The sequence below is a fragment of the Pseudomonas sp. 5Vm1k genome, from assembly GCF_056161485.1.
In genome coordinates, this window is sequence record NZ_JBSPCZ010000011.1 from 125829 (window position 1) to 151990 (window position 26162).

The following is a 26162-nucleotide window of genomic DNA, read 5'->3' on the forward strand; positions in this document are numbered from 1 at the left end:
AGTGGAGCGGCGGTAAGACGAACTCCGCCTAATCCAGTTTTCTGCATAGCTGCGGGAATCCGGTGGTGATTCCGGTTGATTGACTGCGAGTACTGCGGGGTTAGTTTGTAGTCGGGGCCGCTCTACTAATGTTTGCACTCCGCCAACACCACCTGACAAGTATCCGGCGTGCCGCCAGACCGCCCGGCATAGCGTATGCAGTTATCCAGGGATTTCTTGCGCGCCATGCTCAAGGTGTCGCCCCAAGCCAGGCCGCCCTCGCCGGCAGTAGGTAGCGCTTTTGCATAGCAGCTTGAACCTGCGCTTGAGGCCGAATAACGAGCTTTGGCCGTTTTGCCTGCGCATCCGGCGGTCAGCGCCAGGTTGATGGCGAGCAAGGAGAGCAGGATCCATGACGAGCATTGACGTGCTGATTGTCCGGTCATCCCGTTTCCCCTGTAGCAAGAGGCTGAGGCATGTTGGTGCGGGTGTTCTCCTAAGATTAGACGGTGTACGGGAAGTGCCTTTCCTTTAATAGTCCTGAGCTGGACGCGATTACTGCGCCTATGGCATGGTCGAATGAATACGCCATGCAGCCAACAGGATAAGAACAATGGGGTTGGGTAACGACGTCACTTCCATGGCAACACTCAACGCATTCAACCGCTGCGTGCTGCACCTCGGTCGCCTGGCCCGGGATCGCGGCGCCTCGCAGTTTATCGAAGAGGGCCTGCAAGCCTTCAGCGAACTGGTGCCGTTCGCTTCGGCCTGGTGGGGCGAGATGTCCGCCTCCGCCGCCGACGCGCCGCCCAAGAGCTGGATGCACGGGCGCATCAATCTGCCGGAGTCGTTTGCTGTCGAATGGCACAAAGGGGCCGGCAGTGACAGCTTCTCCCATGACACCTTGAGTCAGCCCGGCGAGGTCGTGCGCGAAAGCGGATTCGACAATCTGAACGATGTGGTGGACGCGTTTGCGCGGCGCCACGATCTGTACCACGCAATGTGCATCACCTTCGAATTGCCCGAAAGCGGCTTGATGTTTTTCGTCTGTCTCTACCGTGGGGAACACGCGCCAGTGTTCAACGACAACGAAGCCGAATTGTTTTCGGCGTTCTGCGATCACCTGCTGCAACTGTGGCGTTTCCAGGTGCAGGACATGATCCGCTTCAACACCGGCAGCGGGGCGACTGATTTCGGCATCGCGCGACTGGACGGCAGTCTGCTGTATGTCGGCGCCAGCCTGTGCGCCGCCATCCAGCGTGAGTTGCCGGGGTGGAGCGGCTCGACGCTGCCGTTTGAGGTGATCGCGCAACTGCCGAAAGCGCCGTGCGTGATCCGTCTCGGTCGCTGCGCCTTGACGCTGAGTCCGAACGCTGAGCACGTGATTCTGTCTCTCGAAACGCAAGTGCGTGGGGCGGTGCTGGCGCCACGGGAGCGCACGGCGGCGATGCTGTTCGCCGCCGGCCATTCCTATAAAGAGATTGCCAAAACCCTCGGGCTGAGCCCGGCCACCGTGCGCACGTATCTGCGCAACTGCTATTTGCAACTCGGCGTGAAGAGCAAGGTGGAGCTGGGATCTGTCCTGCGTTCGCCGACGTCGTTTCCCCACGATACCCGTCGTACACCCCACTAAATGCCTGACCCTCCTCATTTGTGGAGGTCCGGATTTCGACTGCGCGCTATAGGGTAGGCCCTGCCTGCCACGGGCTGGCGCGACAGTCTGTTCGGGCACTTCAAAATTATAAAAACAGAGGTGAGGCAGTTGAAATTTTCCAGGTTATTTATCGCGGTTGCCGCGACGACGGCATTCGCCAGTGTGGGGTTGGTGGGGTGTCAGACCCAAGGTTCGAGCGGCGCCGACATGGTGATGCGCAACGGCTATGTCTACACCGTCGACGGCAAGAACTCGGTGCAACAGGCGATTGCCGTGACCGGCGGCAAGATCGTGTATGTCGGCAGCGATGAAGGGGTTTCTGCCTACATCGGCAAGCAGACCCGATTGATCGACCTGGCCGGGCGCATGTTGATGCCGGGCTTTATCGATGCGCACATGCATCCCGGTGATGGCGGCCGCGCGATGACCTTGTGCGACCTGAAATACCAGACCATGACCCGCAAAGTCTTCCAGGAAACCATTCAGGCCTGCCTCGACGCCGACAAGGACAAAGGCCCCGACGTCTGGCTCGAAGTCGGCAGTTGGGATCGCATGGGCATGGACGGACTCGACGGCGACCCGGACAAATCGACCCTGGACGCGCTCAAGACCAAGCGCCCGATTCAAGTGCGTTCCACCGACTTCCACACCGTGCTGACCAACTCCCGTGGCCTGGAAGTGGCCGGCATCACCAAGCAAACGCCCAACCCGAGTGACGGCAAGTACGTGCGTGACAAGGCCGGCAACCCGAACGGTATCTGCGAAGACGGCGCCGCCGATACCATGGCCGCCGTGGTGCCACCGGCCACTGATGCCGAGAAACTGATTCAGATTCGCGCAGCCCTCGACGCCATGCGCCAGCAAGGCATCACCAGTTTCTTCGACGCCTTGTCCGGGCCGGAGAATGGCAAAGCCTTCACCTCGTTGCAGCAGTCCGGCGAGCTGACCACCCGGGCGTTGCTGGCGATCAAGCTCGACCCGGCCGCCGCAGCGGCAGACCCGGCGAAAACCATCGCCGACGCCAAGGCACTGGCCAACATCTACGATCAGGGCGAAACCAAAGTCGCGCCGGGCGTGAGCATGCGCCACGTCAAATTGTTCATGGACGGCATCATCAATGCGCCGGCGGATACAGGGGCGATGTTGACGCCGTACTTGCATAACGCGGGCACCGATAAGGCACCGAAGTGGGCACCGGGTAAGAATGTCGGCGAGCTGTACTTCCCGCCGCAAGTGCTCAATCCGCTGCTGCTGAAAGCGGTCGAGGCCGGTTTCGATCCGCACCTTCACGCCACGGGTGACCGGGCGGTGCGGGACTCGTTGGACAGCATCGAATACGTGCGTCATCAGCTGCCGGGCAACGCATTTCGCCCGACCATTACCCACAACGAAGAAGTAGACCCGGCCGACTATCCGCGCTTCAAGGCTTTGGACGTGACCGCCAACATGTCCTTCCAATGGGCCCAGCAGGCGCCGTCCACCGACGATGGCACCCGTGATCATCTCGGGGCCGCACGTTTTGCGCGCATGGAACCGTCGGGCAGCATCGCCCGTGCGGGCGGTCGCATCGCCTATGGCAGCGACTGGCCGGTGGACCCGCTCGACGAATTCCTCGCGCTGAAGGTCGGTGTCACCCGCTCGGGCGATCCGCTGAACCCGCACAGCTACGGCCCAAAATACGCGGGCAAGGTGAACGGCGACCCGGCGCTGTCGCGCTCGGAAGTGTTGCGCGCCATCACCCAGAACGCCGCCGAGCAGTTGAAACTGGACGCGGTGGTCGGTTCGGTCGAGGTTGGCAAGTTCGCGGACTTGATCGTGCTGGACAAGAATTTCATGCAGGTGCCCGAGGCTGAACTGGCGCGCAACAACGTGCTGTTGACCATGGTCGGCGGCAAAGTGGTGTGGGCCAAGGCGCCGTTCGTGGGCGTTGTACAACAACAATAAAAAAACACCACCCGCCATTAATACCGATCAGTGCGAATCGTGGTGGCAGCCGAACGCATCGCTCCATGTAGCAGCTGGCGTAGCCTGCGTTCGGCTGCGAAGCAGTCGTCAATTCAGCTCACGCGGTTTGCCTGATGTACCGCGTGCTCTGGTTTCACGACTGCTTCGCAGCCGAACGCAGGCTTCGCCAGCTGCTACGCCGGACGCAGCTTCGCTTGCTCGGTATTGGCGTCTACCTTTTCTGAAGAGCACAGCGCAATGACTCAACAACGAAGTCCCTTGATCGAGACCCGTTCGATCGATTACATCCCCGAGGCCGAGCGCCATGGCAGCCTTTACAGCCAGTTCACGTTGTGGCTCGGTGCCAACCTGCAAATCACTGCCATCGTTACCGGCGCGTTGGCGGTGGTGCTCGGCGGTGATGTGTTTTGGTCACTGATCGGTTTGCTGATTGGCCAACTGCTCGGCGGCACCGTCGTCGCCTTGCATGCCGCCCAAGGGCCGAAGCTCGGGCTGCCGCAGATGATCTCCAGCCGGGTGCAATTCGGCGTCTACGGCGCGGCGATCCCGATTGTGTTGGTGTGCCTGATGTACCTCGGTTTCAGTGCGACTGGCGCGGTGTTGTCGGGGCAGGCGATTGCGCAGTTGATCCATGTCAGCGACAGCACGGGCATCCTGATTTTCGCCGCGTGCATCACGTTCCTGACGATCTTCGGCTATCGGGTTATTCACTGGGTGGGCCGGGTGGCGAGCGTGCTGGGCATCATTGCCTTCGCCTATCTGTTTACCCGGCTGATGACCGTCAACGATATCGGCCTGTTGCTGGAAAACCGCCACTTTGGCTGGAGCACTTTCCTGCTGGCGGTCTCGCTGTCGGCATCCTGGCAGATCGCGTTCGGGCCTTATGTGGCCGACTACTCGCGCTATCTGCCGAGCAAGACTTCATCCTGGAAAACCTTTGCCGCCGTCGGCCTCGGCACGGTGCTGGGCGCCCAGGCTTCCATGGTCCTCGGAGTGTTCGCGGCGGCGTTGGCCGGTGCGAACTTTCGCGGTCATGAGGTGGCGACCATCGTCGGATTGGGCAGCACCGGTGTGATGGCGTCGCTGCTGTATTTGAGCGTGGTGTTCGGCAAGGTCACGGTGTCGACGCTCAACGCCTACGGCAGCTTCATGTGCGTGGCGACGATTATCAGCGGCTTTCGCAGCCGTCTGGAAATCACCGCCCGCCAACGCATGGTGTTTGTGCTGCTGATTGTCGCCGCGTCCACCACGTTGGCGCTGCTGGGGCAGTACTCGTTCCTGAACTCGTTCAAGTACTTCATCCTGTTTTTGCTGACGTTCTTCACGCCGTGGAGCGCGATCAACCTGGTGGATTACTACTTCATCAACAAGGAGCGTTATGACATCCCGGCGCTGTCCGATCCGGCGGGGCGTTATGGTCGCTGGAATGTGCGAGGGATCAGTGTGTATGTCATCGGGGTGTTGATCCAGTTGCCGTTTGTGGACACACATTTCTACTCAGGACCGATGGTGGCGCAACTCGGAGGCGTGGACATTTCGTGGATCGTGGGGCTGGTGGTGCCGGGGGTGCTTTATTACGGGTTGGCGAGGAACTCGGCGATGGCGGTGTCTGCTGAACAGCAGTCGAAAGCCTGATCCTTGCACGCCTTGCTGAACGAGTAACCTGTGGCGAGGGAGCTTGCTCGCGCAGGACTGCGCAGCAGGCCCCTGCTTTTCAGGAAAGAGCGGGGCCGCTGTGCAGCCCAGCGCGAGCAAGCTCGCTCGCCACAGGACGGTGTTTGAAGGCTGATGTTGTTCTTCAACCCATCGCCAAAGACGACGGAGCTATGAAGATAGCCCCGTCACTTCCTGTCCCTGTCGATTTTTGCTTTCGTATCCTGATCGATGATGTTGCGCAGAGCCTCAAAAATCGGTTGGGCACTGGTGTGTTTTTTGCCGTACGCCAGATTGAACGCGTAGTCGAAGTCCGGCGGGTTCAGGCCCTGATTGTGTTGTAGCAGGGTCTCCAGTTTGTCCAGTGCCTTGACCGCCTGCGCCTCGGGGGACAACGCGTTTTCGTAGTCATCCCAGAGCGCCAATATCTCTGTTTTCAACGCGTCATCAAGGGTGCTGGTCAAGAGCAAAAGATCGCGTCGTTCATGCTCGCTCTTGTCGGGGAACGAGGCTTGGTTGACGGCCGGAATGTCGCCGTTGATGGCTTCGCCCAGGTCATGAATGACACACATCTTGAGGACTTTCAGAAGGTCGAGGCTGGCCAGTTCGTCCGAGAACACAATGGCCATCAGGCACAGGCGCCAGCTATGTTCAGCCGTGCTTTCGGTGCGCCCGGAGGTGGTATGCGCACTCCTGAGTACATCCTTGAGCTTTTCCGCTTCGCGCAGAAAGTCGAGGCGTCCTTTGATTTTTTCGATATCCATACATCCGCCCAGTAGGTTGACCGGCGTTTTGCCTGGCAGCATAACGTCCCGGTTACTGGCGCCAGACTAGGCCCGGCGAGGCACATCGTCCACGCATAAAATATGCGCGGCCGTGCTGTCAGAGTGTTTCCACCAGACGTGCCGCCGAGCCGTCGGAGAGGGGGATACGCGTCCAGCGACACAGGCTATGGCGGATGGGGACGAGCGCGGAATCATTGCTGCCAGTGACAAATTCCAGGGCGGGTAGGGCAAGGGTTTCCCGCCAACCCGACTCATCGAGCGCGGCCTCAGTGCTCAGGATTTCTGGCGTTGCGAAGCGCCAGAGCGAGTGCCCCAGAAGATCGCCCAGCGGGCTGGCAAACTCAGCGGCACGAGACGGGGAGCAGGCCAGCAGACGATGGGTCAGGTCGCAAATGAGATGAACCGGCCGCGGGCTTTCCGCGACCAGCCTGGCGAGGACGTGATCGGCGGCGGAATCGAGACGAGCGGCCAGCAACCGTTCAAGTTGCTGGTGTGCGGCGCGATCCATTGCTTGTACGCCACTCTCCCATCGGGAAATCGTCGATTGGGTGACGCTGAACATCTGCGCGGCATGGGCTTGTTTGACGCGGTGCAGCAAACGCCATCGCCGGAGCGCAATGCCGGGCAGGGCTGGCTTCAGCAATAGATCAGGCATTTTGGGTTCCTGGGGGGCGGCGGGCGGGTTCTCCAGTTTGATGAGTGCGGGAGCGCCCTGCAAATTGGCTGGATAAATGGGCGTACGTGAAACACCAGACATGATGGCGGCCCGCTACACTCGGACCAAATCCTAAGGAGGGAACAGCATGACCATCCAGGCCCAACGCGCCGACGCCAGCCACCTCGACCCAGTCGCCCGACTCTTCGACGCCTATCGAGGTTTCTACGGCCAGCCTTCGAACCTGCGGCAGTCCCGAGACTTCATCGCCGAGCGCATCGCCCTGGATGAATCGGCGATCTTCCTCGCTCTGGACGACAACGGCGAAGCGCTGGGTTTCGTCCAGCTGTACCCGACGTTTTCCTCCATCGACGCCCACCGCACCTGGTTGCTCAGCGACCTCTTTACCGCACCTGCTGCGAGGGGCCGCGGGGTAGGGACGTTGCTGATGAACACCGCCCGCGCGTTTGCACTATCAACAGGCGCGAAGGGGTTGGTGCTGGAAACGGCCACGGATAACTTTGGCGCGCAGAGGTTGTATGAGTCGTTGGGGTATGTGCGGGATACGGGGTATTACACTTATATGCTGGATTTGAAGCAGGGTTGATAGCGTAAGCCTGTCAGTTTTAGTGAACCAGGCAAACTTCCCCATTAACGCGTAGCCCTCAGGAGAATCATTAGGCAGAATGCCGGCCATACAATCACCTCAAAAAAATGGATTTTATGAGACGAGCACTTTTGCTGTTGCCCCTTTTCCTGTCACTGTCGGGCTGTGAAAAAATCGCCAATGCTCCAGGCGCAAACCAGGGAAATGTCACCTCAACGCCTGCGACTCCGTCAGCACCAGCGCCAGCCCCGACTGAGAAGTTTGTCTATAAGTTTGAAATCAACACAGGCTCACCTGAACAAGCGCTCAAGACATGGTGGCGCTATCTGGGTGCCATGGCCGCTGTCGCGGACGCTAACTGCGAAACAATCATCAAAGAACGCACAGACGAATTTGATGTGAGCAGAGTTGCGACGGGAGAAGTGGTGCAGTCCTTCAAAAGTCGCGGGCGACTGTGCAAAAAGACCGTTTATAAGCGAGAGATCATTGAGGTAAGGCAGGAGACTGAGGCGCGGGCTATCGCGACTGTCAAAGTCACCAACGTGACCCCATCGTCTGTGAGCCACACTGAAGATGATGAGGAAGCCCGAAATAAGGGTGAAACACTCAGATACCTCGTCGAAAAGACATCCAATGGCTGGAAGGTATCGCAGGTCTACAAGTATGGTGTTTCCAATACGCTGATTGGTTTGGACGAGTGGGCAGCCCAGTACAGCCCCTACCCTGAAAGCTATCCGATTTACATTTTGGACGATCAGTAATTTCATGACCGCACTGCGTTAAACATCAACTCACCACACGTCTCGTCGCCAGGGTCCATGTATGCCGCTGAGTTTCCATAAAATGCACGCCAATGGTGATGACTTCGTTATTGTCGACTCGCGAAACTCGGCCATTCCCATAACAAGTGCCGTGGCACGGCAAATGGGTGATCGGAACCGAGGTATCGGGTTCAATCAACTGGCGGTGATACTCGATTGCGATGATGCAGCGGCGCGCTTGGTATTTTGGAATGCCGATGGCTCCGCGCTGGATGTTTGTGGCAGCGCAACGCGAGGCGTAGCGGACAGGCTGATGCGCGAATCCAATATGACGTCGATAGCGCTGCGAACCAACCGTGGTTTACTCAGGTGCGAACGGACCTCGACAGGCGCCATTTCAGTCAACATGGGGATGCCGCTTACGGGCTGGTCGGATATTCCCCTGGCGCGGGAGCTGGATACGGCTGTTTTGCCACTTGCTGGCGACCCGGCCGCTTGCAGCATGGGGAACCCGCACTGCACCTATTTTGTAGATGATCTGACGGCCGTTGATATAGCGGCCATCGGACCGGCCATTGAAACCAATCCTCTGTTTCCCCTCAGGACGAACGTGCATTTCGTCCAGATCACTAACCGAAAGCATATTCGGTTGCGTATTTGGGAGCGCGGGGCCGGCATTGCGCTCGGTTCAGGTTCCTGCTCTTGTGGCGCCGCGGTTAACGGAATTCGTCGGGGCTTGTTAGACAATTGCGTCGAGGTTGAATGTGATGGCGGAACCGTAACGGTTCAGTGGGATGGCGTGGGACCTGTCTTTCTCATCGGGCCGGTAGAGGCCGTTTTTTCAGGAACCATCACGGACAGCTCATTACAGGTTTCATAGCTGCTTTGTCCGTGACAAACAGTACTGTCGGGCTTAAGCAGTCAAGCAAGAGACCTATGTCGGGTCTATCAGTCACTGGCCCAACCGCCCCCGATTCCGTAACATCCGCACCCCTTATTCCCCGCAATTCCCAGCGGCCAGTGCTACCGGCCCGCATTTCAGGTAAGTCATGAAACCACAACGTCTGCGCGCCGATGCCCTGGCCGGGCTCACTACATCCTTCGCATTGCTGCCCGAATGCATCGCCTTTGCCTTGGTCGCTCATCTCAATCCGCTGATGGGGCTGTACGGTGCGTTCATCATTTGCACATTGACCGCGCTGTGCGGCGGGCGGCCGGGGATGGTGTCCGGTGCTGCCGGGTCGATGGCGGTGGTGATCGTTGCGTTGGTGGTGCAACACGGCGTGCAGTACTTGCTGGCGACGGTGCTGCTGGGCGGGGTGATCATGATGGCGTTCGGGTTGCTGCGGCTGGGAAAACTGGTGCGCATGGTGCCGCACCCGGTGATGCTCGGTTTCGTGAATGGTTTGGCGATCATCATTGCGCTGGCGCAACTGGAGCATTTCAAGAGTGGCGACACCTGGCTCAGTGGCACGCCGCTGTATGTGATGAGCGGGTTGGTGGCGCTGACGATGGCCATCGTGTATCTGCTGCCGCGCCTGACTCGCGCGGTGCCGCCGGCGTTGGTGGCGATTCTTGGCGTCGGGTTGGCGGTGTATCTGCTCGGCTTGCCGACGCGCACCTTGGGCGATATGGCGCACATTGCCGGGGGCTTGCCGAGCTTCGCACTGCCGGACATTCCGTGGAACCTAGACACCCTGCGCATCATCGCGCCCTACGCGATATTGATGGCGCTGGTCGGTCTGCTGGAAACCCTGCTGACCCTGAACCTCACCGACGAAATCACCGAAAGCCGCGGTTACCCGGATCGCGAGTGTGTGGCGCTGGGCGCGGCGAATATGGTGTCGGGGGTGTTCGGCGGCATGGGCGGTTGCGCGATGATCGGCCAGACCGTGATCAACCTCAGTTCCGGCGGGCGTGGCCGACTTTCGGGCGTGGTCGCCGGGGTGATGATCTTGCTGTTCGTGTTGTTTCTGTCGCCGCTGATCGAGCGCATTCCGCTGGCGGCCCTGGTTGGCGTGATGTTCGTGGTGTCGCAGCAGACGTTCGCCTGGGCCTCGTTGCGGGTGATCAACAAAGTGCCGCTCAACGACGTGCTGGTGATCATCGCCGTGACCACCATCACCGTGTTCACCGACCTGGCCACTGCCGTGCTCTGCGGGATCATCATCGCCGCGCTCAACTTCGCCTGGCAACAGGCTCGCGAGCTGTATGCCGACACCTATCTGGAAACCGACGGCAGCAAACTTTACCGACTGCATGGCACGCTGTTCTTCGCCTCGACCACGCCTTTTCTCGACCAGTTCGACCCCGCCAACGATCCCGCCCAAGTGACCCTCGATTGCCGTCACCTGAGCTTTGTCGACTACTCGGCCATCGCCGCGTTGAAGACCTTGCGCGAACGCTACGACAAGGCTGGCAAACATCTGCGGGTGTTTCACTTGTCGGAGCGTTGCAAGCAAATGCTCAAGCGCGCCGGTGGGGATTACAACTGAGCGCCAGAGAGAAGGACTTCAGCGCCCCCGCAAAAGCTCATCGACCACGCCCATGAAGGCCTCGACGAGCAGCGTACGTCCTTGGGTTCGCGTCAGTATCAGCAGTTGCGCACAGGCTTCGGGCTCTGCCAGCGGCCGGTAGGTCACACCCTTTTTGGCCAGGGTCTTGGTGCACTGGGGAACCAGCGCGACGCCTTGGCCTGCGGCCACCAGGGCGATGATCGAGGTGATCTGTCGCCCCGACGGGCCGGGTCGCATGGGCAGACCGTTGCGTCGGTACAGTTGCTCAATGGACTCATTGAGCCCGGAGCCATAATCGGCCGGAAACAGAATCAACGGGTGCGCACTGAGCTGTTCCAGGGTGACTTCGTCCTGGCTGGCCAGCGGGTTGTCACTGGAGAGGGCGGCCACCAGCGGTTCTCCTCCCAACGACAAGACCTGCACCTCGGTCTGTCCGCTTTCAGGCAGCAGTCGGCTCATGCCAATGTCGATGCGGCCATCGACCACTTGCGAATACAGACTGCCGGACGCGCTTTCCACCAGGGTCAGCTGGACGTCCGGGAAGCGCTGGGCAAAGGCCTGGATGGTTTGGCTGAACAAATCCGACAGCGCAATCGAGCTGGCGTACCCCAGCGCCAATTGCCCGGCCGAGCCGGCGGCCAGCTTGCCGGCGATGACTTCGGTCAGGCTGGCTTGGTCCAGCACGGCGCGGGCGTACGGCAGGAAATGCCGGCCTTGTGCGGTGAGCGTGACCGTGCGGCTGGTGCGATCGAACAGGCGAAAGCCCAGCTCGGATTCCAGCGCCGAAATCTGTCGGGTCAAGGGAGGCTGGGCGAGGTGCAGGCGCAAGGCTGCGCGGCCAAAGTGCAGCTCTTCGGCGACCGTCAAAAAGTAACGTAACTTGCGGAGGTCAAGCATCCTGTTCCTTGGGTATTGATCGGTCCGAATTCGGTATTGGTGTTCGGCGGGCTGCATATTCTATAAAGACCTCCGAGGAGAAAACGAGAGGTCTCATGAATTCGCGCCTGCACAGTGCTCGCGTCGCCCTGTTCCTGTGTGGCTGTGCGGCTTTTCTCAACCTCTATTCAACCCAGAGCATCCTCCAGGAGTTTGCCCTGAGTTTTCAGGTGAGCGCCCGCCAGGCGGGATGGAGCATCACAGTCACCACCCTGGCGGTCGCCCTCACGGCACCCTTTATCAGCCGCTTGACCGGTCGCTTCGAGCAACGCTCGGTGATTGTCGTCGCGGCGCTGCTGTTGGCGGTGCCGGCGCTGCTGGCTGCCCATGCCGGCAGCTTTGCCGAGTTGCTGGTCTGGCGCTTTGTTGAGGGCATGTTGATCCCGGTGGTATTCGCAACCAGCGTAGCCTACATCGGCGACCGCTGGAGCGGTGGCACCGTCACCGAAATCACCAGCCTTTACGTGGCCGGTACGGTGCTGGGAGGCTTCGCCGGGCGTTTTGTGTCGGGGATCATGACGCAATACGTGGGCTGGCGTGAAGCCTTTGAGCTGCTGGCGGCGATGAGTTTGCTCGTCGGCGTAGCCATCCACTTCCTGTTGCCGGCCAACCCAGTGTTGGTGGCCAAGTCTTCGCCTGTTCGTCTGCAAGCGTTTCACGAACTGTGCCGCAAGCCCTTGCTGGCGGCGTATGGCGTCGGTTTTTGTGTGCTGTTTTCACAAGTGGCGACTTTTACCTATGCGGGGCTCTACCTCAGCCAGGCGCCATTCAACCTGGGCGCTGCGGCACTGGGGACGATTTATGCGGTGTTCCTCTTGGCGCTGGTGGTCATCCCGATTGCGGGACGCTTGAGCAAATCCCGACCGCAAGCCGAATTGCTGACAGGCGCAGTGTTGCTCGGCGTCTGCGGCTCGATCCTGACCTTGCTGCCGTCTCTGTGGCTGATCGTGCTGGGCCTGGCCCTGAGTTCGACCGGGGTATTTCTTGCCCAGGCTTGCGCCAATGCCTTCATCACAGCAACCGCCCGACACAACAAGGCCGGCGCGGTGGGGCTGTACCTGACGGGTTACTACCTGGGGGGCAGTTTCGGCGCCATCGTCCCGGCGATGATCTGGAGCCGCTGGGGCTGGCAAGGCTGTGTGGCGCTGATCATCGGCTTCCAGCTGTTGTCGTTGCTGATCGCCTTGACTGGCTGGAAACCCCCTAAACCCGATACACCGGTGGCGCGTGGCCGAACCGGTGAACCTGCCTGATTCATCATCCAATAATGGAATATAAGAGGTGACCATGAGTAACGTAATGACCCGCCAGAGCCAGCTGTTGAAGATCGTCGAGCCGGTGTTGAACGACATGCCGGCCAGTGTCTTGAAACACGCACTGTTCGAGGCGTTCTGGAGTGAAGAAGAGGCCCTGGTGGACATCGAAAATGCCTTCGAGCAACTCACCTCGCGTCGTCATTCACCGGTGGCATTGCGCAAGTTTTTCGCCAGTTGGTCCAAGACCAACAACTCGGCCACCAGTGTGTCCGGCCTGGCCAATCGCATTACCTTGCTGGCGCGCTCCGAACAAGGTTCGGAGGCCGCCGAGCAGCTCTATCGGGCTTGCGGCAGCCTGCAACGGATCACCGATGAAGACCTCGGCGCGCTGGGCAATACGTTGCACTCGGATCTGTTCTACAACATGGCGACGCCGTTGTGCGGCGATGACCAGTGGCTGCTCAAGGAAAATTGCCTGCCTTCGGCCCAGGCCTTCAAAGACTGGACCGACACCCGTCGCCTGCGCGATCGCGATTTGTTGCAAGGCCTGCTGACGACCTTGATCCATGAGGTGTACACCCACGGTGAAGTGGAGTTTATCCACCCGCTGTACAAGCAGTGGTTTGTCCGCGACATGGGCGTGCCAGAGGCCAAGGCCCGCGCCACGGTGGCCTGGGTCACCGTGCACACCGGCGGCACCGAGAGCAATCATTTCGCACATGCCGTGGCGGCGGTCAGTGAGTTTGTCGATGCGATGCAGATTGCCGTCGACCACGACACCGCGCGGGAGATTTTCGCTGAATACCTGCGTCGCAAGGCCGGCGTGATGAAGGATTGCGCGCACGTATTGCAGTGATCGGGGGCTTAGCCGGCCCGTGCAACCCGGGTACGGTCCTGCTTAACTACCAACGTCCATTCGCCAGCCGCTCAAGACGATGAACGATCTGAAACACGAATCAGCTTCCTTGCCTGCATCGCAATCTGTCGATGCTTCTGTGCGTCGCCGATCCCTGGTGGCGGGTTGCGGTGCTCATGCCATCCACGACGGGCTGACCGACGTGATTTATGTGCTGTTGCCAATCTGGCAGGCGCAGTTCGGCTTGAGTTTCGCCCAGATCGGCCTGTTGCGTGGTGCCTATGCCGGGATGATGGCCGGGTTTCAACTGTTGGCGAGCCGGGCGGCCAAACGCTGGGGACGAGAGCGCATGCTGGTGGGCGGCACGGCACTCGCCGGCCTGGCCTATTTACTGGCGGGGCAGGCGGGCGGGTTGACGGTGTTGTTGCTGGCGCTGCTGTTGGGCGGATTGGGCGCCAGTACCCAGCACCCGCTGGCCTCTTCGTTGATTACCGATACTCACGAGGCCGGCGGCGGGGTCAAACAAGCGTTGTCGCAGTACAACTTCTCCGGTGACATCGGCAAAACCTTGATTCCGGGGTTGATCGGCTTGTTGCTGACGGTCATCAGCTGGCGCGCGAGTGTCACGCTGCTGGGCCTGCTCGGGCTGGGCGCGGCAGGCTTGCTGTGGTGGCTGATTCCAGCGCGTTCCGAGTCATTGACCCCCCAAGGCAAAGCATCCAGGGCGATCACCGGCAGTGGTTCTGCCAGTGGGTTGCGCGCGCTGATCCTGACCGGAACCCTGGACAGCGCGGTGCGCATGGGTTTTCTCACGTTCTTGCCTTTTCTATTGAAAGACAAGGGCGCCGGGACGGCAGGCATCGGTCTGGCGCTGACGATGCTGTTTATCGGCGGTGCGTTCGGCAAGTTGTTGTGCGGTTATCTGGGCGCGCGCATCGGCATGGTCAAAACCGTGTGGCTGACCGAGTTCACCACGGCGGTGTTGATCGTCATGGCGGTGTACCTGCCGTTTCTCGGCCTGATGGTGATGTTGCCGCTGCTGGGGTTGGCGCTCAATGGCACGTCGTCGGTGCTGTACGGGGCTGTGCCGGATCTGGCGGGGCCGGGCAAACGCGAGCAGGCGTTCGCCGTGTTTTACACCGGCACCATTGGCGGTGGGGCGCTGGCGCCGGTGTTGTTCGGCAGCCTCGGCGACGTCACTGGCGTTCCCGTCGCGGTGATCCTGTTGGCCGCCACGCTAATGTTGACGTTGCCGCTGTCCTGGTGGGTGCAACGAGGTATGGACGCGGATGCGCGCCTTTATCAGCGCGCGGGTTAATCGCCGGTTCCTGAGGTGATCGAACTGCCGGTGCTCGAACTTTCCTGAATATTCATTTCACTTTTGGCACGTTGCGGCGGGCGGTTTTCGCAGGCGCAACGCCGCGCGGCCGAAGTGCAATTCATCGGCGACGGTCATGAAGTAGCGCAAGTGATGCAGGCCCGGCATTTGTTGTTTTTCCAGTATCAATAACGACGGAAACGGTATTGGCCGGTGTTTCTGTCGGTGGTCAGAATGTGAGAAGACCCGTTCGGTAAAGGTGCCCGGTTTGGACGTGCGGGGAGTTGCACGTCACCCGGTCGCCTGGTTTTCAAATCGTTTTCGCAGGTAGAAAAATGAATAACAGCGAGACCTCTGCAATCCGATTGTCGTTATCCCGTCGTGCGCTGAATCTCAGTGCACCGGGAACCTCCAGCATGCGCAGTAAAGCCAATGCCTTGAAAGAGCAGGGCATCGAGGTCATCAACTTTGCGGCGGGCGAATTATCGTTCGATGTCAGCCAGGACATGAAAACGGGCGCCATCGAGGCCATAGAAGGCGCGCGCAACCGTTACACACCGCCGATTGGCTTGCCCCAACTTCGGGAGAAACTTGCGCAACAGGTCAGTCAGCGTTGTGGTGTCCCGTATGCCGCCAATGAAGTGGCCGTGACTGCGGGTGCCAAACAGGCGCTTTATAACGCGGCAATGGTACTGCTCAATCCCGGCGATGAGGTCATCGTCGCGACGCCTTATTGGGAAACCTTTCCAACGCAAATCCTGCTGGCCGGTGGCATTCCGGTGTTGGTCGATACCCGAGCCGACGACTATCGCCTGACCTGCAAGGCCGTCGAAAGCGCCTTGACCCCGCGCACTAAAATGATCGTGATCAACACGCCTAATAACCCGACGGGAACGGTCTATCAACGAGAGCAGTTATTGGGGATTGCGCAACTCGCGTTCGATCATCAACTTTGGGTGGTGTTCGACGAGTGCTATCGCAAACTGGTGCGCCAGCCCCATGAACATCACAACATCGTGTCGCTCTTTCCGGCGCTCAAACAACAGACAGTCCTGGTCGATTCGTTCTCCAAGAGCCAGGCCGTCACAGGCTGGCGCGTGGGTTACGCCTGCGCCCCGGCGGAAGTGATCACGGCCATGCATAACATGCAAGGGCACACGACTTCCAATCCCGGCAGCCTTGCTCAATCCGCCGCGCTGAATACGTTGAACGTCGATTCGCCGCACTTCGCCCGCAAGGTAAACACCTTTCTGGATCAACAACTGGTGGCGGCCTGTACCTGTCTTGGTTATGTCGACGGCATTACGTGCGCGCCACCGGAAGGTGCGTTTTATCTGTTTGTTGATGTCTCCCGTCATCTGGGGCGCCATTACCTCGGCACGAAAATTCGCGACGTCGATCATCTCGCCGATTTGTTATTGACCGAAGCGCATATCGCCGTGGTTCCCGGTTCGGGTTTCGGTGATCCCCATAGCATTCGTATTTCGTACGCCGTTGAGCGTGCAGAGTTGATCGAAGGGCTGACGCGCTTCGGGCAATTCATGTCGGAAGTCGTCGCGGATTGACGGCTGTTATTCCTCTTGTCGTAGCGCAGTGATCCACTAAACAAGGAGAACAATGTGGAGAAGTTAAGCCGCAATTTCATCGAATACGTCAATCAGGCACTGGTTGATGTCGAGGACAGGAATCTTGTTGAAGCACTGCTGAGTGGTTTTCACAGCCACCTCGACAAGTTGGATAAGTACTGCGAGACCTATGTCGACATGACGTCCAACAACTGGACCGAGTCGTCACTGTGCACGTTCTTTTGTGGCTGGCGCAGCCCGGACGGGGCGGCCCACGCGGTCTCCAGCATTATTGTGCGGATTCTCCAGGAGTCCGAGTCGTTAACCGACGATGCCAAGTTGAAGATGCTGGACGCGGCGCGGCATTGTGGCGAGATCATCATTGAAGACGTGGGCCTGGGTGAAATGCATGGGCATCCGCACCACTCGAAGTTGTATTACCGCATGGCGTCGGCCATTTGCGGCTCCGATGACTGGCGCCTTCAGGACCGGTTCCTGGACCCGCTCACCAAAGAGTTTTCCAGTTGGGTCGGGGAAAAACGCCCGCTGGCTCCGGACCTCATCGAAGCGCTTGAAATGATGGCCATGACCGAGTTGTTCAACACCGGCGAATACAACGTGATGACCCCGATGTGGAAGCAGTGGCTGCGCGAGGTTCGTGGTTACCCGTCGGGTGAAGCCAATCGGGTCGCCGCCTTCCTCAGTGTCCACTGCGGCAGCGTCGAGGCCCGCCATTTCAAGCATGCGGCAGAGGCCTTGAAACTCTACGCCAGCGCGACTCGGCAACCGATCAACTACCTGCGTATCGAGCGTCTGTCCAAGGATTACGTGGCCAGGGCCTGCGACCACCTCGGCAAGATGGCTTCTGTATTGAAAAGCGAAGTGCCTGCCTGGGACTGACAGGATTTGACCGCCGCAAAACGGGTTCGGTCGAACCCTGGAGATGGAGCCGCGTTGCCTGGGGATCGATGAAATACTCGATCTGGTCCCCGGCACCCGGTAGTACTCCCGTGACGCTTCAGGCGTTCTTCGTCCCCTTAACCTGCTCATCGGCGTGGTACGAGGAACGTACCAACGGGCCGGAAGCGACGTTCTTGAAGCCCATCTTGTAACCTTCCTCGGCAAACCAGGCGAACACGTCCGGGTGCACGAAACGCTGCACCGGCAAGTGGCTGCGGGACGGTTGCAGGTACTGGCCGAGGGTCAGCATGTCGATGTCGTGTTCACGCATGTGCTTCATGACTTCGATGACTTCTTCGTCGGTCTCGCCCAGGCCGAGCATCAGGCCGGATTTGGTCGGAATGTGCGGCATCATCTGCTTGAAGCGTTGCAGCAGGGTCAGCGACCACTGGTAATCCGAACCCGGACGCGCAGCCTTGTACAGGCGCGGCACGGTTTCCAGGTTGTGGTTGAACACATCCGGTGGCTCGGCGGCGGTGATTTCCAGCGCCACGTCCATACGCCCACGGTAATCCGGGACCAGGGTTTCGAGCTGCACGTTGGGCGACAGCTTGCGGATCTCGCGGATGCAGTCGGCAAAGTGCTGAGCACCGCCGTCACGCAGGTCATCGCGATCCACCGAGGTGATCACCACGTACTTGAGCTTGAGGTCGGCGATGGCGATAGCCAGGCTTTGCGGCTCGTTGACGTCCAGTGGTTTCGGACGACCGTGGCCAACGTCGCAGAACGGGCAACGACGGGTGCAGATGTCGCCCATGATCATGAACGTCGCGGTGCCGCCGGAGAAGCATTCGCCCAGGTTCGGGCAGGACGCTTCTTCGCAGACGCTGTGCAGCTTGTGTTTGCGCAGCAGGGCCTTGATGCGGTCGACTTCCGGGGACGCCGGAATGCGTACGCGAATCCAGTCGGGTTTACGCGCAAACTCATCGGTCGGGATGATCTTGACCGGAATCCGCGCAACCTTTTCCGCGCCGCGCAGTTTGACGCCGACTTGCATTTTTGCCGTGGGGGTTACGGGCGATTGCGCCGGTGTGCTCATGTACTTTTTCCTTTTATACGAGCCGAAGAAAACGATCCCTGTAGGAGCTGACGAGTGAAACGAGGCTGCGATCTTTTGATCTTTTAAAAAGCCAGAATCAAAAGATCACAGCCTCGTTTCACTCGTCAGTTCCTACAGGGCCAAATACAGTCGCGGTGTGGTTAGCCCTCCCGCTGGCGGATCAGTCGCGATAGACCGGGAAATCACTGCACATCGCAGCCGCTTGCCGTGCGACGTGGGCCTCGACATCGGCATCGCCGAGGTGATCGAGAATGTCGCAGATCCAGCCAGCCAGTTCGATGCTCTGGGCTTCCTTGAAACCACGGCTGGTGATCGCCGGCGTGCCGATGCGCAGGCCCGAGGTCACGAACGGTGATTGCGGGTCGTTGGGCACGGCGTTCTTGTTCACGGTGATTCCGGCGCGGCTAAGGGCGGCGTCGGCGTCTTTGCCGGTCAGGCCCTGGCGGATCAGGCTGACCAGGAACAAGTGGTTGTCGGTGCCACCGGACACCACGTCGTAGCCACGTTCGATAAAGACTGTCGCCATCGCCTGGGCATTGCGGATCACCTGTGCCTGGTAGGTCTTGAAGGCCGGCTCCAGCGCCTCTTTGAAGCACACGGCTTTGGCCGCGATCACGTGCATCAGCGGGCCGCCCTGACCGCCGGGGAATACCGCTGCGTTGAGTTTTTTCTCCAATTCCGGATTGGCCTTGGCCAAGATCAGGCCACCGCGCGGGCCACGCAGGGTTTTGTGGGTCGTGGTGGTGACAACGTCGGCAAACGGGATCGGGTTCGGGTACAGACCGGTCGCCACCAGCCCGGCGACGTGGGCCATGTCGACAAACAGGTAAGCACCGACCTTGTCGGCAATCGCCCGGAAGCGCGGGAAGTCCAGGGTCTTCGAATACGCGGAGAACCCGGCGATGATCATCTTCGGCTGGTGCTCGACCGCCAGACGCTCGACTTCGTCGTAGTCGATCAGCCCGGTCGTGGTGTCGATGCCGTATTGCACGGCGTTGTACAACTTGCCGGAAAAACTCACCTTGGCGCCGTGGGTCAAGTGACCGCCGTGAGCCAGGCTCATGCCCAAAACCGTGTCGCCGGCTTGCAGCAGCGCCAGATAGACCGCCGCGTTGGCCTGACTGCCAGAGTGCGGCTGGACGTTGGCGTAATCAGCCCCGAACAGTTGCTTGGCGCGATCAATCGCCAGTTGCTCGACCACGTCAACGTGTTCGCAGCCGCCGTAATAACGCTTGCCCGGATAGCCTTCGGCGTACTTGTTGGTCAGGCCGCTGCCTTGCGCTTCCATCACCCGTTGGCTGGTGTAGTTTTCCGAGGCGATCAATTCGATGTGATGCTCTTGTCGAGCATCCTCGGCGTTGATCGCCGCCAGCAATTCGTCGTCGTAGCCTTTGATCTGGTCGTGTTTGCTGAACATGGTGCAACCCTCTGTTGTTCTCTGAATCGGTTGATATGGACTTTGTAGGAGCGAGGCTTGCCCGCGAAGAGGCCTTCAAAACCGCCAAAAGCTTCGCGGGCAAGCCTCGCTCCTACGGGTTATGCGTTTTTTTGCGTTCCGTGCGGTGTTGTTAGGCGTCCTGGTAGTCGGCAATCGATGGGCAGGCGCAGATCAAATTGCGATCGCCAAACACGTTGTCGACCCGGCCCACGGGCGGCCAGTATTTGGCGTCGATCAAGGTTTCCAGTGGATACACCGCTTGCTCACGGCTATACGGATGCGTCCACTCGCCAACGATTTCCGCCGCAGTGTGCGGGGCGTTTTTCAGCGGGTTGTCGTCCTTGTCCAGGGTGCCGTTTTCCACCGCGCGGATTTCTTCGCGGATGCGGATCATGGCGTCGCAGAAGCGGTCCAGTTCTTCCTTGGATTCGCTTTCGGTCGGCTCGATCATCAGCGTGCCGGCCACCGGGAACGACATGGTCGGGGCGTGGAAGCCGAAATCGATCAGGCGTTTGGCGACGTCATCGACGCTGATGCCGCTGCTGTCTTTCAGCGGACGCAGGTCGAGGATGCATTCGTGCGCGACCAGGCCGTTGCTGCCGGTGTAGAGCACTGGGTAATGCTCTTCGAGGCGACGGGAAATGTAGTTGGCGTTCAGGATCGCCAGTTGCGAAGCGCGCTTCAGACCGGCGCCGCCCATCATCCGAATGTACATCCAGGTGATCGGCAAAATGCTCGCGCTGCCAAACGGTGCGGCGCAGACCGCGCCTTCCTTGCGTTCCATCTGGGCATGGCCCGGCAGGAACGGCGTCAGGTGCGATTTCACGCCAATCGGGCCGACGCCTGGGCCGCCACCGCCGTGGGGGATGCAGAAGGTTTTGTGCAGGTTCAGGTGACTCACGTCGCCGCCGAACTTGCCCGGCGCGCAGAGGCCGACCATCGCGTTCATGTTGGCGCCGTCGATGTACACCTGGCCGCCGTGGTCATGAATGATGCCGCAGATTTCGCGGATGCCTTCTTCGAACACGCCGTGGGTCGACGGGTAGGTGATCATCAGCGCGGCGAGGTGTTCGCGGTGCTCGATGGCTTTGGCGCGCAGGTCTTCGATATCAACGTTGCCACGCGCATCGCACGCGGTGACGACCACGCGCATGCCAGCCATGTTGGCGGTGGCCGGGTTGGTGCCGTGAGCCGAGGAGGGGATCAGGCAGATGTCGCGACGGTCTTCGCCACGGCTCTGGTGATAGGCGCGAATCGCCAACAGGCCGGCGTATTCACCCTGGGAGCCGGCGTTCGGTTGCAGCGAGATCGCGTCGTAACCGGTGGCGGCGCAGAGCATCGCTTCCAGTTCGTCGGTCAGTTGCTGATAACCGGCGCTTTGCGCGGCCGGGGCGAACGGGTGCAGGGCACCGAATTCAGCCCAGGTCACCGGAATCATTTCGCTGGCGGCGTTGAGTTTCATGGTGCAAGAACCCAGCGGGATCATGGTGCGGTCCAGCGCCAGGTCCTTGTCGGCGAGCTTGCGCAGGTAGCGCATCAGCTCGGTTTCCGAGTGGTAGCGGTTGAACACCGGGTGGCTGAGGATTGGCGATTGACGCACCAGTGTGGCTGGAATGGTGCTTTGAACGCTTGCAGCCAACGCGGTGAAGTCCGGCAGGGTTTTACCGTCGGCCAGCAGGGCCCACAGGGTTTCCACGTCAGCTGGCGAGGTGGTTTCGTCGAGGGACAGGCCCAGACGTTCGCCATCCACCACGCGCAGGTTAATTTGTTTAGTACGTGCTTTTTCGTGCAGAGCGGCAGTTTGGGCGCCGGTCTTGATGGTCAGCGTGTCGAAGAAGTTTTCCTGCTCGACGTTCAGACTGATCGCTTTCAAGCCTTGGGCCAGAATCGCGGTCAGGTGATGCACGCGATTGGCAATCTGCGTCAGGCCTTTCGGACCGTGGTACACGGCGTACATGCTGGCGATGTTGGCCAGCAGCACTTGCGCGGTGCAGATGTTCGACGTGGCTTTCTCGCGGCGGATATGTTGCTCGCGAGTCTGCATCGCCAGGCGCAGGGCCGGCTTGCCGAAACGGTCCACGGAGACACCGACCAGACGGCCCGGCATGTCACGCTTGAATGCGTCTTTGGTCGAGAAATACGCTGCGTGCGGGCCACCGAAGCCCAGCGGCACGCCGAAGCGTTGCGCACTGCCGATGGCCACGTCGGCACCGAACTCGCCCGGCGGGGTGAGCACGGTCAGGGCCAGCAGGTCAGCAGCGACCGCAACCAACGCATTGGCAGCGTGGAAACGCTCGGTCAGTTCGCGGTAGTCAAACACATCACCGTTGCTCGCCGGGTATTGCAGCAGCGCGCCGAAGAACGGCGTCACGTCAGTCAGTTCGAGTTCGTCGCCAACGACCACGTCGATGCCCAATGGCTCGGCACGGGTGCGCAATACGTCGAGGGTTTGCGGGTGGCAATGCACCGAGGCGAAGAACGCGTGGCTGCCCTTGTTCTTGCTCAGGCGTTTGCAGAAGGTCATCGCCTCGGCAGCAGCGGTGGCTTCATCCAGCAAGGAGGCGTTGGCGATCGGTAGACCGGTGAGGTCGCTGATCAAGGTCTGGAAGTTCAGCAGCGCTTCGAGACGGCCCTGGGAGATTTCTGGTTGGTACGGCGTGTACGCGGTGTACCAGGCCGGGTTTTCCAGCAGGTTGCGCAGGATCGGCGACGGCGTGTGCGTGCCGTAGTAGCCCTGGCCGATGAAGGTCTTGAACAGCTGGTTTTTGCTGGCGATGGATTTGATCAAGGCCAAGGCATCGGCTTCGCTCAGGCCGTCTTCGAGGCCGAGCACGCTGGTGCCCTTGATGCTGTCCGGGATGACGCTGGCGCTCAGGGCTTCCAGGGAGTCGAAACCGAGGCTGTTGAGCATGGCTTGCTCATCGCCGGAACGCGGGCCGATGTGGCGGGCGATGAATTCGTTACGGGTGTCGAGGAGGGTGGTCATGCAGAAGTCCTCAAGCGTCGTCGCGGGTCAGGCGCTCGTAAGCGGCCTGGTCGAGGAGGGTGCCCATGGCGCCGGCGTCGTTGGGGCGCATACGGAAAAACCAGCCTGCCCCCAGCGCATCTTCGTTGATCAATTCGGGGGAGCTTTCCAGCGTCGAATTCACCTCGACCACTTCGCCATCCAGCGGCATGTACACGCTGCTGGCGGCTTTCACAGACTCCAGCACCGCCACTTCATCGCCGGCACCGAACGCGCGCAATTCCGGCACCTGAACGAAAACCACATCCCCCAACGCTTGCTGGGCAAAAGCCGTAATGCCCACGGTGATCAGGCCATTACTCTCAAGGCGCAGCCATTCGTGATCGACGGTAAAACGCAATTCGCTCATATCAACTCCTCATTGTTCTGACTCATCCGCTGCAGGTGGCGAATGACGATTGCAAGCTCGTGTCGGGCAACGAGCGTGGCTTGAGGGTTGATAGCAAGGGCGGTGCCAATGTTAATTAGTTGTTGTAAATCAATGACTTGAGATGTTTATAAGCAAATTGGTAGCGAGCGCTCGTATTGAAATCAATACAGGCGAAGAAGGGAGAGAGGGAGAAGTCCGGGCCAGACAGGTCGACAGGGTTTTGTCCTGAATTCAATACAGTGTATTGATTTAAATACACCCCCCCGTAGGGGGATCGTGCAGGGCTTATGGCTTGGTGGGAATCCCGTACTTGCGCAACCGGACCGCAATCGCGCTATGGGAAGTTTGCAAGCGTGCCGCGAGCAAACGGCTGGACGGATAACTGCGATACAGCTGTTCCAGCAAGTTCTTTTCAAACCCTTCGACAGCATCCTCCAGGCTGCGCACCTCGCCATCGTTTTTACGCTCTACCGCCGTACGGGCGATGTCCAGGTCGTCGATGTCCACCAGCGGGTTTTCACAAATGGCCGCCGCGCGAAAGATTACGTTCTGCAGTTGCCGCACATTGCCCGGCCAGCGGTTGCCCAGCAGCGCCGGGAACGTCCCGGGGGCCAGGCGACAGGGCGGCCGCTGGATCTGCGCGCAGGCCTGCTGCATGAAGTGGTGGGCCATCAGCAAAATGTCGTGGCCGCGTTCACGCAGTGGCGGCACTTGCAGGTTGAGCACGTTGAGGCGATAGAACAGGTCTTCGCGAAAGCTGCCTTCGGCGACCATTTTTTCCAGGTCGCGATGGGTGGCGCTGAGCACTCGCACGTTGACCCTGACTTCACGATCACCACCCACCCGACGGAAGCAACCATCGCTCAGGAACCGCAGCAGTTTTGCCTGCAAGTACGGCGACATCTCACCGACTTCATCGAGAAACACCGTGCCCTGATCGGCCAGCTCCAGCAGGCCGAGTTTGCCGCCGCGCTGGGCACCGGTGAAAGCGCCGGCGGCGTAGCCGAACAGTTCGCTCTCGGCAAGGCTCTCCGGCAATGCCGCGCAGTTTAAGGCCAGGAACGGCGAGTCGTGGCGGCTGCTGATGGCATGGCAGGCGCGGGCCACCAGCTCTTTGCCGGTGCCGGTTTCGCCCTGAATCAGCAACGGCGCGTCGAGGGTGGCCACCCGCTGGGCGCGGGCCTTGAGCGTGCGAATCGCCGGGGACTCGCCGAGCAGCGCATCGAAACCTTCGGCATGGTCGTGGTGCAGCGCCGACAGGCGTTCGCCGATGCGGTTCGGTTGATAAAGGGTCAGCAGGGCGCCGGCATCGGTGATTGGCATGGCGTCCAGCAACAAGGTCTGGCCAGCGAGGCTGACTTCGCGCATGGGCAAGCGGAAACCATGCTCGATCAACGCGTCCAGCAAATCCGCCTCATCAAACAACGCGGACAGCGGCTCACCAGCGGGTTCACGACCGCAGAGTGAAATCAGCGCCGGATTGGCCAGTAACACGTAGCCACGCTCATCCACCGCTAATACCGGATCGGTGCTGGCCGCGAGCAATGCATCGAGCTGCAAATGCCGGCGCTGGCCGGGCAGGATGTCGACCACCGTCACTGCCTGTACACCCTGGACCCCGAGAAACGCTTCGCGCAATTCTTCCAAAACCTCGGCGTCGAGGGTCGGGGCATCGATGTAAACGTTCGGCGGGACCATCTCCACGGCATCCAGATTGAACCGGCGCCCACCGAGCAGCGCGAGCACTTCCTGGGTGATGCCGACGCGGTCGATAAAGGTGACGTGGATGCGCATGAATGGCCTGCTAGGGTGACGAACGGAATGAGTATGACCGGCACGCGCCGGGTCTGTCAGGTGTTGGCGGTTTTACGCGAACAGGCCGCCAGATCCTCAAGGAACGCTTGAAGGATCGGCGGCGGGGCGGTGCCGCGTCGAGTGATTACATCGAAGGGTGACATCAGGCACATGCTGCTGGGCGCCAATTGGTGCATCTCGCCGGTCTTGATCCATTGGGCAGCGAAATGCATGGGCAGAAAGCCCAGATAGGCCCCAGAGATCAGCAGAATGGCCAGGGCCTCGATGTTGTCCACGGTCGCCGCGGCCTTACTGACACCCAGGTGTTCGAGGTCGTATTGCTGCATGTAGCCCCTGACAACGATTCGGCTGGTGGCGATCTCTTCGAGCAGTTCGTCGTTCTCGGCCTGGCTGCCATACAGCGGATGCCGACGCCCGCAATACAAGCCCAGCGCCTCCTGATACAGCGGTGTGTGCAAAAGGCCGGGCACATGGATCGGGAAGTGCCCGATGGCCAGGTGCAGGCGGCCGTCGAGCACCCGTTCCTCCAGCTCGGCCGGGGTGCCGACGTACACGTTCAGGTGCACGTCATGCCCCCGAGACACGAAGCGCTGGGTGGTGCGCGGCAGGGGGGAATCGGGATCGGTGATGGTGGTGTCGATGATCCCCAGGTTGAGCTTGCCGCTGATGTGCTGCTTGAGCACGTCGGCGTCCATGCAGAAATTTTCCACCGCCGAGAGCAGGCGCTGCGTGGCTTCATGAATCGCCACGCCTTGCTCGGTCAGGCGAAAGCCGCTGCGCCCGCGCTGGCAGAGCTTGACCCCCAGGCGCGTTTCCAGATGGGTCATCTGTTCGCTGATGGTCGACTGGCCGGCATTCAACGCCGCCTGCGCCGCGGAAAACCCACCGCACCGAACAATCGTGGCAAACACCCTGAGCAGTTTCAGATCGACATCGTGCAGCTGAATCACCTTGGACCTCCCGCGTGTGGATGCATCGGTAATGCCGA

General features: G+C 60.3%; 22 protein-coding genes and 1 pseudogene. 12 read left to right on the forward strand and 11 right to left on the reverse strand.

The features are described 5' to 3' along the window. Positions 1-125: 125 nt before the first annotated feature. Positions 126-425: a hypothetical protein gene (locus tag ACWIKB_RS21535; RefSeq protein WP_475269267.1), complete on the reverse strand. Its 300-nt coding sequence runs from the start codon at positions 423-425 to the stop codon at positions 126-128. Between the two features lie 167 nt (positions 426-592). Between ACWIKB_RS21535 and ACWIKB_RS21540 the strand changes: the two genes are divergently transcribed. From ACWIKB_RS21540 to ACWIKB_RS21550, 3 genes are all read left to right on the forward strand, one after another. Beyond that, positions 593-1612 (forward strand): helix-turn-helix transcriptional regulator, encoded by a 1020-nt coding sequence (locus ACWIKB_RS21540; protein ID WP_475269268.1) that lies wholly within the window; start codon positions 593-595, stop codon positions 1610-1612. A gap of 129 nt (positions 1613-1741) precedes the next feature. Further along, positions 1742-3577, forward strand: coding sequence for an amidohydrolase (locus ACWIKB_RS21545; protein ID WP_475269269.1), 1836 nt, complete (start codon positions 1742-1744; stop codon positions 3575-3577). 258 nt (positions 3578-3835) lie between these two features. Further along, entirely contained in the window at positions 3836-5233 is a 1398-nt protein-coding gene (locus ACWIKB_RS21550; RefSeq protein WP_475269270.1) for a purine-cytosine permease family protein, read from the forward strand. Positions 5234-5439: 206 nt separating this feature from the next. Here ACWIKB_RS21550 and ACWIKB_RS21555 read toward each other — a convergent pair whose 3' ends face one another. Together ACWIKB_RS21555 and ACWIKB_RS21560 are read right to left on the reverse strand one after the other, a co-directional pair. Next, on the reverse strand, positions 5440-6015 hold the full coding sequence (locus ACWIKB_RS21555) for an HD domain-containing protein (RefSeq protein ID WP_475269271.1): 576 nt from the start codon (positions 6013-6015) through the stop codon (positions 5440-5442). Positions 6016-6133: 118 nt separating this feature from the next. Beyond that, positions 6134-6691, reverse strand: a complete 558-nt coding sequence (locus ACWIKB_RS21560) for a helix-turn-helix domain-containing protein (RefSeq protein WP_475269272.1) — start codon at positions 6689-6691, stop codon at positions 6134-6136. A 148-nt stretch (positions 6692-6839) separates the two neighbouring features. On the opposite strand from ACWIKB_RS21560, the gene ACWIKB_RS21565 reads away from it, so the two are divergent. The 4 genes from ACWIKB_RS21565 (at position 6840) to ACWIKB_RS21580 (ending at position 10554) form a co-directional block, all read left to right on the forward strand. Beyond that, a complete protein-coding gene (locus ACWIKB_RS21565; RefSeq protein WP_475269273.1) occupies positions 6840-7298 on the forward strand; it encodes a GNAT family N-acetyltransferase in 459 nt (152 codons plus the stop codon). 131 nt (positions 7299-7429) lie between these two features. After that, positions 7430-8059 carry a hypothetical protein gene (locus ACWIKB_RS21570; RefSeq protein WP_475269274.1) on the forward strand — a complete coding sequence of 210 codons (630 nt, stop codon included), beginning with the start codon at positions 7430-7432 and terminating at the stop codon, positions 8057-8059. Positions 8060-8120: 61 nt separating this feature from the next. Next, on the forward strand, positions 8121-8939 hold the full coding sequence (gene dapF / locus ACWIKB_RS21575; RefSeq protein WP_475269275.1) for a diaminopimelate epimerase: 819 nt from the start codon (positions 8121-8123) through the stop codon (positions 8937-8939). Positions 8940-9108: 169 nt separating this feature from the next. Continuing rightward, positions 9109-10554: a SulP family inorganic anion transporter gene (locus tag ACWIKB_RS21580; protein WP_475269277.1), complete on the forward strand. Its 1446-nt coding sequence runs from the start codon at positions 9109-9111 to the stop codon at positions 10552-10554. An 18-nt stretch (positions 10555-10572) separates the two neighbouring features. Here the strand turns inward: ACWIKB_RS21580 and ACWIKB_RS21585 are convergent, their stop codons facing one another. Then, the gene (locus ACWIKB_RS21585; protein WP_475269278.1) at positions 10573-11472 is read right to left on the reverse strand and encodes a LysR family transcriptional regulator; all 900 of its coding nucleotides are present in this window, start codon (positions 11470-11472) and stop codon (positions 10573-10575) included. A 95-nt stretch (positions 11473-11567) separates the two neighbouring features. Between ACWIKB_RS21585 and ACWIKB_RS21590 the strand changes: the two genes are divergently transcribed. From ACWIKB_RS21590 to ACWIKB_RS21600, 3 genes are all read left to right on the forward strand, one after another. After that, complete coding sequence (locus ACWIKB_RS21590; RefSeq protein WP_475269280.1) at positions 11568-12764, forward strand: MFS transporter; 1197 nt, start codon at positions 11568-11570, stop codon at positions 12762-12764. 34 nt (positions 12765-12798) lie between these two features. Then, complete coding sequence (locus tag ACWIKB_RS21595; protein ID WP_475269281.1) at positions 12799-13623, forward strand: hypothetical protein; 825 nt, start codon at positions 12799-12801, stop codon at positions 13621-13623. Positions 13624-13702: 79 nt separating this feature from the next. After that, on the forward strand, positions 13703-14941 hold the full coding sequence (locus ACWIKB_RS21600) for an MFS transporter (RefSeq protein ID WP_475269282.1): 1239 nt from the start codon (positions 13703-13705) through the stop codon (positions 14939-14941). A gap of 78 nt (positions 14942-15019) precedes the next feature. Here ACWIKB_RS21600 and ACWIKB_RS21605 read toward each other — a convergent pair. Then, positions 15020-15109, reverse strand: a pseudogene (locus tag ACWIKB_RS21605) (LysR family transcriptional regulator); the annotation flags it as partial. 167 nt (positions 15110-15276) lie between these two features. Here ACWIKB_RS21605 and ACWIKB_RS21610 point away from each other — a divergent pair. Both ACWIKB_RS21610 and ACWIKB_RS21615 read left to right on the forward strand, forming a co-directional pair. Next, positions 15277-16506 (forward strand): pyridoxal phosphate-dependent aminotransferase, encoded by a 1230-nt coding sequence (locus ACWIKB_RS21610; RefSeq protein ID WP_475269283.1) that lies wholly within the window; start codon positions 15277-15279, stop codon positions 16504-16506. A gap of 54 nt (positions 16507-16560) precedes the next feature. Continuing rightward, entirely contained in the window at positions 16561-17406 is an 846-nt protein-coding gene (locus ACWIKB_RS21615; RefSeq protein WP_475269284.1) for a hypothetical protein, read from the forward strand. A 118-nt stretch (positions 17407-17524) separates the two neighbouring features. Here the strand turns inward: ACWIKB_RS21615 and lipA are convergent, their stop codons facing one another. The 6 genes from lipA to ACWIKB_RS21645 all read right to left on the reverse strand — a co-directional run bounded on the left by lipA (position 17525) and on the right by ACWIKB_RS21645 (position 26124). After that, entirely contained in the window at positions 17525-18505 is a 981-nt protein-coding gene (gene lipA / locus ACWIKB_RS21620; RefSeq protein WP_475269285.1) for a lipoyl synthase, read from the reverse strand. Between the two features lie 181 nt (positions 18506-18686). Next, positions 18687-19943, reverse strand: a complete 1257-nt coding sequence (gene glyA / locus ACWIKB_RS21625) for a serine hydroxymethyltransferase (protein WP_475269286.1) — start codon at positions 19941-19943, stop codon at positions 18687-18689. Positions 19944-20094: 151 nt separating this feature from the next. Further along, complete coding sequence (gcvP, locus tag ACWIKB_RS21630) at positions 20095-22950, reverse strand: aminomethyl-transferring glycine dehydrogenase (RefSeq protein ID WP_475269287.1); 2856 nt, start codon at positions 22948-22950, stop codon at positions 20095-20097. Positions 22951-22960: 10 nt separating this feature from the next. After that, positions 22961-23338, reverse strand: coding sequence for a glycine cleavage system protein GcvH (gcvH, locus tag ACWIKB_RS21635; protein ID WP_475269289.1), 378 nt, complete (start codon positions 23336-23338; stop codon positions 22961-22963). Positions 23339-23644: 306 nt separating this feature from the next. Next, the gene (locus tag ACWIKB_RS21640) at positions 23645-25153 is read right to left on the reverse strand and encodes a sigma-54-dependent transcriptional regulator (protein WP_475269290.1); all 1509 of its coding nucleotides are present in this window, start codon (positions 25151-25153) and stop codon (positions 23645-23647) included. Between the two features lie 56 nt (positions 25154-25209). Continuing rightward, on the reverse strand, positions 25210-26124 hold the full coding sequence (locus tag ACWIKB_RS21645) for a LysR family transcriptional regulator (protein WP_475269291.1): 915 nt from the start codon (positions 26122-26124) through the stop codon (positions 25210-25212). Between the last annotated feature and the right edge of the window lie 38 nt (positions 26125-26162).